Here is a 12,047-nt window from a genome sequence, read left to right as displayed (position 1 = left end):
ACCGAGCCGGGTTCCGCCGAGTCGACAAACGTACGTGCCGCACCCGGGCCCGCGAGGTCCAGCAGCGTGGGTGGCTCGTGGCGAGATTAAACCGACCAGTAACGGTCTGGCAACGTAAGTTTTCGTTAAGATCAATGTGATCTAGATCACACCATCTCAAATGCTCATATTGCTTGACGTGCATAAACAGGAAGTAAGTGCGACCCAAACGACCGCAAATGGTGGCCGCAGTCGCAACGATGCCGATGGTAACTACGGGACAGCATCGTACTTGAAGATAAAGCAAACTTCAGCGTGAGGAATTCGCAATGGATGAAGGCGCGAGCGCGAGCGATGGTACGTGGCTGGACCGTAGATGAGTCACGAGCCGTGATGGGGAGGAACCTGCGACCGGAGCCAGTCGTCGGATAACGATTCGGTCTCGTCGCCGCGCTCGTCGCCGGTTGTCTCCGGGAGGACCTCACCGAAAATTTTTGCCAGACGCGCCGCGTCCCTCGCCCGGCGTGTCGCCGGACGAGGGTCGTCGGAGGAGTCCGCAGCGGTAATTATTCCGCCAATCCGGACAGCTCGCCGATCACTCGGCTGGCGAGCGGACCGAGGGTTGCCATGCCGTCGCGGACCGCGGCCCGGCTGCCCGGCAGGTTTACCACCAATGTGCTGCCGGAGATGCCGGCCAGACCGCGCGAGAGACCGGCGTCGAGCGAACCGGCGACCCGGCCCGAGGAACGCAGCGCCTCGCTGATCCCGGTCAATTCCCGGTCGAGCACCTGCGAGGTGGCCTCGGGCGTGACATCGCGCGGGGACATGCCGGTTCCGCCGACGGAGATGACCAGGTCGACACCGCCGATCACCGCGGTGTTGAGCGCATTGCGGATCTCGACCTCGTCGGCCTGCACCGATACCGAAGCGTCCACCAGGAAACCCGCCTCGGTGAGCAGCTCGGTGACCAACGGCCCGAGCGAATCCACACCTCCATGCGCCGTTCGATCGTCGACGACCACCACCAGAGCACGCCCCGCGACAGGAGCATCGATTTCCATGTTGGTAACCGTAGCGTCCAGATCGACGAGGTGGGCGTCGGCTCCCGGTCGTACCGACAATCCGCCGGGCAGGACTCGCATCATCGGCCGCCGTCCGCGGCCGCACCGGACAGCGTCACGTCGACTGTCTTGGGATTGTTGCCCTGTTCATCGGTGTAGGTGACCTTCACCTTGTCTCCTGGCTGATGGGAACGGACGGCGGCGATGAGTGCGTCACCCGAGTCGATGGTCCGGCTGTCGACCTTGGTGATGATGGCGCCGGCCGGAATACCTGCCTTGGCGGCCGGACCGTCCGGGGTCGCCTCGAGCACCCGTGCGGCGGTGTCCTGCGGGCGTAGTTTGATGCCGATCTGGGCGTAGGTGGCGTGACCGGTCTTGATGAGTTCATCGGCGACCCGGCGGGCCTGATCGACCGGGATGGCGAAGCCCAGGCCGATGGAACCGCCCTGCTGACCGGTCGCCTCGCTGCCGCCGAGGCTGGCGATGGCGGTATTGATGCCGATGAGCTTGCCGTTGGCGTCGACCAGCGCGCCACCGGAGTTGCCAGGGTTGATCGCGGCGTCGGTCTGGATCGCATCGATGACCGGCTGCACCTGGCTCGGGGTGCCCTCACCATTGGTGGAGACCGGACGGTTGAGCGCCGAGACGATGCCCGTGGTCACCGTGCCCGCCAGCCCGAGCGGCGAGCCGATGGCGATGACCGGCTGGCCCACGGCGAGATTCGACGAACTGCCCAGTTCGATCGGGGTCAGTCCGTCCTTGCCCTGCACCTTGATCACGGCCAGATCGGAGACCGGATCGGCGCCGACCAGGGTGGCCGGTGCGGTGGTGCCGTCGGCGAAGGCGACCTCCATCTTGGCGTTGGCGCCACCGCCGGAGGCGACATGGTTATTGGTGAGGATCAGACCGTCGGAGGACAGCACCACACCGGAGCCCTCGCCCTGTGCGCGATTGCTGGCGACCTTGATCATCACCACGCTCGGCAGCACCTTCTGTGCCACCGCCTGGGTGGAGCCGGCCGGTGCGTTGGCGACATTGCTGACATTGGGCTTGGGCGCGTCCAGGGCATTGGTGACCGTGGCGTGGCCGTTATCGGCGCGGGTGACCAGCGAGCCGACCGCGCCACCGATACCACCGCTGACGAGCGCGAGCGCGACCGCGCCGACGACGAGACCGGTGCGGACCGGGCGGCGTGCGGGTTCGGGCTGCGGCTCGGCGGCGAATACGGCGCCGGGATACGGCCCGCCGGGCGGGATGGGCGGGGCGTAGGACGGCTGAGCGTATTCCGGACCCGCTTCGGGACCGGGGAATTGCTGAGTCGGGTTGGGCGGCATGCGTTGCTGCCAGATCGTCGGACGCGGTGACGGTGTCTGGGACCCGTATCCGGATTGCGCATAGGTCTGGCCCGGTGGTGCGACCGGGATCTCCTGGGTCGGATGCGGACCGGACGCGGCGTTATCCGGCTGCGGCGTCAAGCCTTCCTTGGAATCCTCGGTCATTTTTCTCCTTACGTCTTCGACCAGCTTGGCGACGACGACTGAGAGCGGACTGAGACGCTGCTTTCAGTTTTCCGAATATTGCGGATGGACCGGGTAAGGCCCGGCCATCACCTTAGTCTCCAACAGCGTCAATCGGTTACGGAGTCGACCACACCGTCGAGCATGCTCGCCGCACCCGGCAACACGATCCGGACCAAGGCGCCGCCGCGCTCGGAGGTCTCGATGGTGATCGTGCCGCCGTGCTTGGTCACCACCTGTTTGACGATCGCCAGGCCGAGCCCCGAGCCCGGCATGGAACGCGACGCCGTCGTCCGATAGAAACGGTCGAACACCAGCTCGCGCTCGGCGGCGGGGATCCCCGGTCCGGCGTCGTCGACATCGAGCTCGAGCAAGCCGCGACCGGTTTCCCGCATGGTGACCTTCACCTGCACGCCCGCCGGACTCCACTTCGCGGCATTGTCGAGGACATTCAGAATCGCCCGCTCCAGGCCCGCCTCGTGGCCGTATACGAACCAAGGCTGCAGCTGCGCGGCGAACTCGATGGAACCGCGGCGGCGCCGGGCCCGCTCGAGCGCGCGCTCGGCCACCTCGCCGAGATCCACTCGCTCGTAAACGGTTTCGGGTGCGTCCTCGCGGGCCAGGTCGACGAGATCGCCGACCAACGTCGACAATTCTTCGATCTGAGCCATCACATCCGCGCGCAGTTCGGCCATGTCCTGTTCCGGAATCCGCGGTGCGCCAGGGCGACTGGAGGCGATCAGCAATTCCATATTGGTGCGCAGCGAAGTCAGCGGCGTGCGCAATTCATGTCCGGCGTCGGCGACCAATCGGCGTTGCCTATCCCGCGATTCGGCGAGTGCGCACAACATTGTGTTGAAGCTCTCTGTGAGCCTGGCGAGTTCATCGTCACCCGTTACCGGAATCGGTGTCAGATCATCGGTGCGGGCGACCCGTTCGGTCGCCGCGGTGAGCCGTCCGATCGGGCGCAGCCCGGTGCGACCGACCGCGGTACCCGCTGCCGCTGCCAGCACAACACCACAACCGCCCACGACGAACAGCAACCAAGCGAGCCGGTCCAATACCTGGCGGGTCGGCTGCAGTCGCTGCGAGATGACCAGCGTCGCGCCGGAATGCGTCGGCTTGGCGAGCACCCGCTGATTACTCACGGTGCGCAGTGACGAGGGCAGCTCACCGTTCGCGACCGCGAGTTCCTGGGCGCCGACCGGCGGAATCGTTTGCTGCGGCGGCATATACGCCTTGTCTTTCGCGTATATCAACGCCACTCCGACATCATTCGAGTACAGGCCGGCCAGCACGATCGACTGGAAACCCAAACTGTCGAAATTATTGTTGATCATGGTGTTCGCGCGTGCCTGGAGCTGAGCGTCCACATCGGCGTTCAGTGCGCGGGCCACCATGGCATAGGCGGCGATGGAGGTGACGGCCACGGCGATGGCGACCACCGAGGCGGCCAGCAGGGTGACCCGCCAGCGTAGGGAGACCGACCTGGTCAGGGGCATGGGCGGGCGCATATCCGGCGGTTCCGAGGGATATGCGCCGAGCGCGGCGACCACCTGCCGCTTGGGATTGGTTCTGGCCATGGGGTGTCGACTCGCCTACGGGGGTGTTTCGCGCAGTACGTAGCCGACACCGCGCACCGTGTGGATGAGCCGGGTCTCGCCCTCGGCCTCGGTCTTGCGGCGCAGGTAGCCGATATAGACCTCGAGCGCATTACCGGAGGTCGGGAAGTCGTAGCCCCAGACTTCCTCGAGAATCCGGCTGCGGGTCAGCACCCGGCGCGGATTAGCCATCAGCATTTCCAGCAGTGCGAACTCGGTGCGGGTCAGGCTGATCGAGCGGTCGCCTCGGGTCACCTCGCGGGTCACCGGATCCAGCGACAGATCGGCAAACGTCATGGTCTCGGAAACGTCGCCGGGATCGGTGGCCCGGCGACGCAACAACGCGCGCAATCGGGCCAGCAATTCCTCTAGTGCGAAAGGTTTCGGCAAGTAGTCATCGGCACCGGCATCGAGTCCGGCTACCCGTTCGGAAACCGAATCCCGCGCCGTCAAAACCAGAATCGGCAGATCGTCCCCGGTGCTGCGCAAGCGTCGGCAAACTTCGAGCCCATCCATCCGGGGCATCATCACATCGAGCACGAGTGCGTCCGGTCGCTGCACCGTTGCTTTCTCCAGTGCGTCCACGCCGTCGACCGCGAGATCGACGGAGTAGCCGTTGAAGGTCAGTGACCGGCGCAGCGATTCCCGGACGGCACGATCGTCGTCGACTACCAGAATGCGCATGCCCCCAGTTTGACCGCATCGACTGAGAGTCGACTGAGAGGGCGCCACCCGACACGCCGCGCCGGCATCGATGCCGCCCACTAGGGGCTGGACGAGCGACCAGCAGGTTTGTGATCACGTACAGATCTCGACGGAATCCGGCAACCGTTTTGGGCGACGAAAGCCGTTCTGAGTAGCCATATTCGAATGAATTACAGCGTGACTGCCCCAGATTGCCGTTAGTCACTCTGCGCGGTATGTTCCCTGCGGTAAAAAGAAGACCTCCAGTTGGTTCTCAGCGGGTTGAATCAAAACCGAACAGCCACGCGCCATCCGGGGGCACACGTGCAAGCTCGTGAAGCGGAGGCAACGGAAGCGGATGGAAGCTGCACCGCGGTCCTGGCAATTCAGTCTGTCCAACTGGTCGGTCACTCGCAAGGTTGGCATCGTGCTGGTGCTGCCCGTGCTGCTGGCCACCGTCTTCGCCGTGCTCCGCATCAACAACGAACTGCGCACCATGGCCCAGTTGGACGCGGCAACCGAACAGGTCATCATCATTCGCCCGATCGTCAAGTTCGGCACGGCCACCGAACAACTCGCGGTCGCGGCGACCGCCTCCTGGGGTAACACCGCGGATCCGGCGACCGACGCGGCATTGACGAAATTCGATCAGGCGCTCGCCGATCTCGAGGCCGGAATGCGCACCACCAAGGTGAGTACCCGGGTCACCTCCGAATTGGCCTCGGCCGTCGCCACCGGCACCACCATGCGCAATGGCCTTCGCAACGGATCGCCGATGATGGTCGGCGAGCAGGCCGACGAGATCGCGGTTCGCATCGGCAATGCGTTTGCGCTGTCGCCCTCGGTCGAGGACCTCGTCATCCAGCGCTACTTCCTGCAGATCGGCGCGATCCAGAACGCCCGGCGGGTACTCACCCAGCAGCGTATGTTGATCGGCTCCCCCGATGCCGGCCGCAATCCGAGCGTGCGCGCGAAGGTGCTCATCTCGGCCGGCGCCGAGATGACCATGGTCAATACCTACGGCATCATCCTGCTGGACAATGCGCCGAATATGCGGCCACTGCTGGACGCGGTCGGCGTCCGCCTCGGCGCATTCAGTCAGAACGGCGGGGATCCGACAACGAATCCGGCCGTACTGGATTCACTACAGGTCAGCTCGGACACCTACGAGAAGACCACCAATTCCCTCGCCGACACCATCGATAAGGCGCTGGCGCATCGGACCACCGAGGCGCAGACCGGTGCGCTGCGCGAGACCACGATAGTCATCGGCATGCTGCTGGCCGGTCTTGCGCTGGCCCTCGCCGTCGCGCGCACCCTGGTCGTCCCGGTGCGCAGGCTGCGCCGGGACGCGCTCGAGGTCGCGCACGTCAAGCTGCCCGACGAACTCGCGGTGGTGCGCAGCGGTGGCGCTACCCCGGAGATCACCCCGGTCGGCGTGCACACCACCGACGAGGTCGGCCAGCTGGCCCGCGCCGTCGACGAAATCCACGAGCAGGCGCTCAATCTCGCCGGCGATCAGGCCCGACTGCGACTGCAGATCGGGAATATGTTCGAAACCCTTTCCCGCCGTAGTCAATCCCTCGTCGAACAGCAGTTGTCGCTGATCGAGGATCTCGAACACGACGAGGACAATGCCGAGCGGCTACAGAGCCTGTTCCGCCTCGACCACCTCGCCACCCGCATGCGCCGCAACGGCGACAACCTGCTGGTGCTCGCCGGTACCGCGCTGCGCCGCGGTCAACTACATCCGGTGCCGCTATCGGACATGCTCTGGAGTGCGGTCTCCCAGGTGGAGGACTACCAGCGGGTCGAGATCGGCGCGGTGCCCGACGGCATCGTCGCCGGTGAACCCGCTGTCGATATCGAACATCTGCTGGCCGAGCTGATCGATAACGCGCTACGGTACTCCCCGCCGACCACACCGGTCGCGGTGATGGTGGCGCGCGCGGTCGACGGCGGCTACCTGATCGAGATCACCGACCGCGGCCTCGGCATGTCACTCGAGGATCTGCAGCTCACCAACGACCGGCTGGCCTCCGGTGGTGAGGTCACCGTCGAAACCGCCCGCCGCATGGGCCTTTTCGTCGTCGGCCGCCTCGCCAAGCGGCACACGATCACGGTGAACCTGCGCCGCACCTCGACCATGGCGCAGCAGCCAGGCATCACCGCGAGCGTGCACCTGCCCGGTGCACTGGTCGCACCCCCGCTCGATGCGACCGATCCAAACCAGCGGGCCATCGAAGCGCAGGTCATGGCCGCGTTGCCCGCGCCCTCGCAACAACAGCCGCCGCGCACTTTGGTACCGGTGCCGAGCCTGCCACAGCGTGAACCGTCGCGGTTCGCGGTCACCAGTTCCGGTCTGCCACAACGTCGTCCGACCATGCGCGTCGCCGACGCGCCTGATGTACCGATACCCGGCGATGATCACACCGAAACCTCGGTCGACGTATTCGCGGAGAGTCCGAGCAGCCGCCGCGGCGAGGACGACCGGTCCCGCATCGCGCCGTTCGGGCCGCGGACCCCGACGGATGAGCCTGCCACCGGGCCGAATTCGGTCATCGACGTGGAACCGCAGGTGCCCCTCGGCGCGGTCACCGATCTGTGGGCCGAACATCCGGACGAGCCGGTCGACACCGGATCGAACCCGATCGTCTCCCGCGAGCCCGTCGAGCCACATCAGACCGCCGTCCTGCTGCCGCCGCTGCCGACCAGAACGCCCACCGCCGCAACGGAACCCGAGTCGACCTCGACCCGACTACAGCCGGTCTCGGCCGACGCCGCGACCAACACCTCGACCCGACTACAGCCGGTGCAGGGCGAATCGCCCACCCCGATCTATCAGCGGATGGTCTCGGAGTGGTTGGTCGAGCCTGCCACCGCACAACCATCGCCTTCGGCATGGACCTCCCCTGCCGACGCGGGCTGGACGGCCGCCGAGCAGGCCAGCCATCCGACCGCCGAGGCACGCACCGTCGGTGGGCTGCCGATCCGCAGGCCCGGAGCGCAACTGGTGCCCGGCGGCCTCGCGCCGGTCGAGGAACCCGGCGTTCGCGATCCGGAGGAGATCCGGAACAACTTGACCAGGCATCTCAGTGGGGTCCGCAGCGGGCGGGCCGAAGCGCAGTACAACGACGGAGGGCTTGTATGACCAACCCGAACAGCACCACGGACGAGAACCTCAACTGGCTGGTTGCCCGCTTCACCAAGGATGTGCCCGGAGTGTCGCACGCGGTGCTGGTGACGGCGGACGGCCTGCTGCAGGCGACCAGCCCGAATCTGCCCGCGGACCGCGCCGAACAACTCTCCGCGGTCACCGCGGGGCTGGCCAGCCTCGCCACCGGAGCGGCATCGTTGTTCGACGGCGGCAAGGTGATGCAGTCGATCGTGGAGATGCAGCGCGGCTACCTGTTGGTGATGAGCGTCGGCAACGGGTCGCACCTGGCCGTGCTCGCCAACAAGTCGCACGATATCGGTCGGATCGGCTACGAAATGGCCCTGCTCGTCGACCGTGTGGGCACGGTGGTCACGGCCACCGCCCGGACAGCCGTCTGATCCAACGATGTCGAGTCCATTCGGCCACGGACCGAACCGGCCGACCACCCGCGTCAGACCGTATGCCCTGACCTCCGGGCGTACCGAACCCGCGGTCGACCTACCGCTCGAAGCGGTTATCGAAACCCTGTCGTACACTGCGCATCTCGATTGGCCGGCGGGCGATCTGCGCACCGAGATCCTGCGGCTGGGCACACATCGGCTGTCGGTCGCCGAGATCGCCGCCCATCTGGATCGACCGCTCGGCATGGTCCGGGTCATGGTCGGTGACCTCGTCGTCGACGGCGCGCTGCGCGTGCATTCGACACTGACCGACGAAGCGAGCTTCGACGAGCGCCGTTCCCTTATGGAGAGGACTTTGCGTGGACTCCGTGCCCTATAGGCAAGGCGGAAATTACGGGCAGCCCGGCATCGGCGGATCCGGCAACACCGGATCCGCCGATGCCGACACCCGCGTCGCCTCGACCAAGATCGTGGTCGCGGGCGGCTTCGGGGCGGGTAAGACGACCTTCGTCGGCGCGGTATCGGAGATCGTTCCCCTACGCACCGAGGCCATGGTGACCCGTTTTTCCGACGGCATCGACGATCTCGCCGATACCCCGGACAAGGAAACCACCACGGTCGCAATGGATTTCGGCCGCATCATCCTGCCGGGCAACCTGGTGCTCTACCTGTTCGGCACGCCGGGTCAGCGCCGCTTCTGGTTCATGTGGGACGACCTGATCCGCGGCGCCATCGGCGCGGTGGTGCTCATCGACACCCGACGGCTGGAGGACAGCTTCGCCGCCGTCGACTTCTTCGAGGCGCGCAAGCTGCCGTTCCTGATCGCGGTCAACCGCTTCCCGGACGCCCCCCGCTTCCCGATCGCCGAACTGCGCGAGGCGCTTTCGGTGCGTGAGGGAGTGCCGATCGTGGATATCGACGCGCGCAATGCCATGGAGGTCCGCCAGGCGCTGGCGGCCGTCACCGAATACGCGATCGCCCAACTGAAGGCGCTCGAATTGGAAGGATCCGCTCGACATGCATGACGTCCGGTTGTTCGCCGCGGCGGACAACGGCGCAGTGGTGGACCAGTTCGCCATGGGGTACTGGGTCGCCGCACTCTCCTTCGGTGTTTCGGTGCTCGGCGCCGTGGTCGGGCTGGCCTGCGTACTACACGCGGCGCGATCGTCGCGGTTCCGGTTGGTGTGGGTGACCTCGGCCGCGGTGGCGCTCGGCGGCGTCGGGGTCTGGTTGTCGACCTCGGTCGCGCTGCTCGGCCTGGACTTTTCGGGTACCGCGGCGCGCTTCGACGTCGGCAAGATGATCGCGGCGATGGTGACCTCGTTCGTCGCGGTATTCGTCGCGCTGATCATCATCGGCCGTCGGCTGCAACTGGCCCGGCTCATCCCGGGCGGGCTGGTCATGGGATTCGGCATCGGTCTCACCCTGTATCTGGGGCTCGGGTCCATTCGCATCCAGGGTTCGATCGATATCTCCCCGTGGCTCGCGGCGGTCGCGATGGCGGTCGCGGTGCTCACCGGTGTAGGCACGCTGTGGTCGTTCCAGGCGCTGCACGGTCTGCTCGCGCGGGCGGCCACGGTGCTGCTGTTCGCCGTCGGTGTGGCCGGCATGTATTACGCCGGGGCCGCGGCCATCGACGCGAGCATCGATACCACCGCGAAGGCTCCGGACGGACTCACGCTGTTCGAATTCGTCTTTCCGATGTTCGTCGTCGGATCGCTCGCGCTGACGGTCCCGATCAGCGCGGTGCTCATCGCACCGGACCGGCGCGAGACGGCCGCGGCGCTCGAGGCCAAGCGCCGGTCCGAGCTGCGGTCGGACCGGCTCCGGTCCGACCTCCAGTCGGTGCGCTGAGGCGACCCCAGCTCGCTGGTCGGGCCTTGGGGTGGCGGCATCGGCGTCGGTGACCGCAAGTAGGTGGTCCAGACCGATGGCATGCCCGGCATCGACGGCGGGTTCGGCAATGCCGCCGATTTCGGCCCACGACACCCCCTACAGTGAGAGATATGCGTTTGGGGCTGGACTACGCGGCGGGTCGTCCCGGCGGCGCGGCCATACGAGCGGCCGGTTTCGATTTCGTCGTGCGCTACCTCTCCGAGGGCGGTCCGACCCTGCCCGGCAAGCAGTTGACCCCGGCCGAGGCCGACGACCTGCGGGCGAACGGTATCTCCATCGTGTCGAACTGGGAGACCACGGCGGCCAGGATGCTGGACGGCTACGGCGCCGGAATCGTCGATGCCCGTTCGGGTTCGGCGCAGGTGCTGCGCTGTGGCGGGCGGTCGGATCGGCCGATCTACTTCTCCGCGGATTTCGATTCGACACCGCAGGATCAGGTGGCGATCAACGCCTATCTCGAAGGCGCGGCCACCGTGCTCGGCGCCGCGAATGTGGGTATCTACGGCGGGTTCTGGTCGATCAGCCGGGCATTGGACGCGGGCGTCGCGGCTTGGTCGTGGCAGACCGATGCCTGGTCGGGCACCCATGTGGAGACCAGGCGCAATATCCATCAGACATTGCGGCAGGTGGTCGTCGGGGGCGTGCTCTGCGATGTAAACGAAGCCGAGACAATCGATTTCGGTCAGTGGGACTTCGTACAGGAGGAACCGGACGTGACGCCGGAACAAGAGGCAGTGCTGCGCGATATCCAGATCCAGCTGCGTGGTCCGGAGCTGTCCGGTTGGCCGCAACTCGGTACCGATGCGGAGGGCCGTTATCGCACGCTGGTGGACGGTGTGGCGGCCGCCTTACAGCGGATCAAGGAGCTGGAGGACGAATCTGCCGATTTGCGAACGCAAGTCGGCGAATTGCGCACGGAGATCAGCGAACTCGAAGCCACCACAGCTGATCTGGTGGAAGAGGTGAAGCGGTCGGACGGTCCGCATTGGCCGTGGCCGCTCTCGCTGATCGAGGGTCCGGCCGACTTCGTAGGTGAGCAACTGGCCCGGCTGGAGTCCCTATTGCCGGACTTACCAGGTCTGTCCGGTGGCCGGGAAGTGGGGAAATCGGCAGAGAGGCCGAAAGTTTGGCGATGAGCGGGTTCCCGGAGATCCGGTGAACCGGGGTTCCGAGAACCCGCCCTCTCGGATGAGGGTACCGGCGCGAGAGCACGAAATCATCACTGCGCCAGGACTTTTACGGACACGAAAAACCAACTCACAGTACGTAATTGATCAATGAGCTATCGTGCTGCAATCACAGATTCGGAAAACTTCCATGTGACATGCTCGACTCGAGTAGCTATTAGATTGCCAGATTCTCGAATGGTCCCGATCCGAGACCGGCATCGGCCATTCCGGTCGATCGACCATCGACCCGTGCCGTGCCAGCAGCGTGCGAGTTATCGTCAGCTTGCACATACCGGGTTCGTGCGAAGGAGTTCGCATGACCGTAAACGCGGTGCTCGACAAGCCGCGTCTCGGCAGAATCAGTCTCGGCAGAATCATCTGCCGAGAGGCCGTCGTTCGAGCGTGGATCAGATCCGTTCCGGATCGATGAGCCCACGCCGCACCGCCTGCACCAAACGGCGCGGCACCTGATGTACGACCCCACCGACACTGAGCGGCACCAGGTCCGGCGGGGTCGCCTTCCACTGCGAGCGACGGCTGCGGGTATTCGACCGCGACATCCTGCGCTTGGGCACCGCCATA

12 protein-coding genes are annotated in these 12,047 nt (G+C 65.9%); 6 read left to right on the top strand and 6 right to left on the bottom strand.

Features of this window, described 5'->3' with window-relative positions:
- Nucleotides 1–360: 360 nt before the first annotated feature.
- The 5 genes from ACQPXH_RS05965 to ACQPXH_RS05945 form a co-directional block, all read right to left on the bottom strand.
- Nucleotides 361–546, bottom strand: a complete 186-nt coding sequence (locus ACQPXH_RS05965) for a hypothetical protein (RefSeq protein WP_083898204.1) — start codon at nt 544–546, stop codon at nt 361–363.
- On the bottom strand, nt 546–1,040 hold the full coding sequence (locus ACQPXH_RS05960; RefSeq protein ID WP_433601315.1) for a MogA/MoaB family molybdenum cofactor biosynthesis protein: 495 nt from the start codon (nt 1,038–1,040) through the stop codon (nt 546–548). Before ACQPXH_RS05960 ends, ACQPXH_RS05965 begins: the two co-directional genes overlap by 1 nt.
- Nucleotides 1,041–1,120: 80 nt before the next feature.
- The gene (locus ACQPXH_RS05955; protein ID WP_433601314.1) at nt 1,121–2,539 is read right to left on the bottom strand and encodes a trypsin-like peptidase domain-containing protein; all 1,419 of its coding nucleotides are present in this window, start codon (nt 2,537–2,539) and stop codon (nt 1,121–1,123) included.
- Nucleotides 2,540–2,667: 128 nt separating this feature from the next.
- On the bottom strand, nt 2,668–4,140 hold the full coding sequence (locus ACQPXH_RS05950; protein ID WP_433601313.1) for an ATP-binding protein: 1,473 nt from the start codon (nt 4,138–4,140) through the stop codon (nt 2,668–2,670).
- A gap of 15 nt (nt 4,141–4,155) precedes the next feature.
- Nucleotides 4,156–4,842, bottom strand: coding sequence for a response regulator transcription factor (locus ACQPXH_RS05945; protein WP_433601312.1), 687 nt, complete (start codon nt 4,840–4,842; stop codon nt 4,156–4,158).
- A 358-nt stretch (nt 4,843–5,200) separates the two neighbouring features.
- On the opposite strand from ACQPXH_RS05945, the gene ACQPXH_RS05940 reads away from it, so the two are divergent.
- The 6 genes from ACQPXH_RS05940 to ACQPXH_RS05915 all read left to right on the top strand — a co-directional run bounded on the left by ACQPXH_RS05940 (nt 5,201) and on the right by ACQPXH_RS05915 (nt 11,432).
- Complete coding sequence (locus tag ACQPXH_RS05940) at nt 5,201–7,993, top strand: ATP-binding protein (RefSeq protein ID WP_433601311.1); 2,793 nt, start codon at nt 5,201–5,203, stop codon at nt 7,991–7,993.
- Nucleotides 7,990–8,397 (top strand): roadblock/LC7 domain-containing protein, encoded by a 408-nt coding sequence (locus ACQPXH_RS05935; RefSeq protein WP_040695425.1) that lies wholly within the window; start codon nt 7,990–7,992, stop codon nt 8,395–8,397. Before ACQPXH_RS05940 ends, ACQPXH_RS05935 begins: the two co-directional genes overlap by 4 nt.
- A 7-nt stretch (nt 8,398–8,404) precedes the next feature.
- The gene (locus tag ACQPXH_RS05930; protein ID WP_040695427.1) at nt 8,405–8,779 is read left to right on the top strand and encodes a DUF742 domain-containing protein; all 375 of its coding nucleotides are present in this window, start codon (nt 8,405–8,407) and stop codon (nt 8,777–8,779) included.
- Between the two features lie 28 nt (nt 8,780–8,807).
- Nucleotides 8,808–9,425 (top strand): GTP-binding protein, encoded by a 618-nt coding sequence (locus ACQPXH_RS05925; RefSeq protein ID WP_433603320.1) that lies wholly within the window; start codon nt 8,808–8,810, stop codon nt 9,423–9,425.
- Nucleotides 9,418–10,254, top strand: a complete 837-nt coding sequence (locus ACQPXH_RS05920; protein ID WP_433601310.1) for an MHYT domain-containing protein — start codon at nt 9,418–9,420, stop codon at nt 10,252–10,254. The genes ACQPXH_RS05925 and ACQPXH_RS05920 overlap by 8 nt, the downstream gene beginning before the upstream one ends.
- Nucleotides 10,255–10,406: 152 nt before the next feature.
- On the top strand, nt 10,407–11,432 hold the full coding sequence (locus ACQPXH_RS05915) for a glycoside hydrolase domain-containing protein (protein ID WP_433601309.1): 1,026 nt from the start codon (nt 10,407–10,409) through the stop codon (nt 11,430–11,432).
- Nucleotides 11,433–11,872: 440 nt separating this feature from the next.
- On the opposite strand, the gene rpmF is transcribed toward ACQPXH_RS05915, so the two are convergent.
- On the bottom strand, nt 11,873–12,046 hold the full coding sequence (gene rpmF, locus ACQPXH_RS05910) for a 50S ribosomal protein L32 (RefSeq protein WP_433601308.1): 174 nt from the start codon (nt 12,044–12,046) through the stop codon (nt 11,873–11,875).
- Nucleotide 12,047: the final 1 nt, after the last annotated feature.

The sequence above is a fragment of the Nocardia sp. CA-135953 genome (genome assembly GCF_050955735.1).
Taxonomy (GTDB): Bacteria; Actinomycetota; Actinomycetes; order Mycobacteriales; family Mycobacteriaceae; genus Nocardia.
Note: the sequence above shows the minus strand (reverse complement) of the source record. Positions and strands in the feature narration are given on the sequence as shown.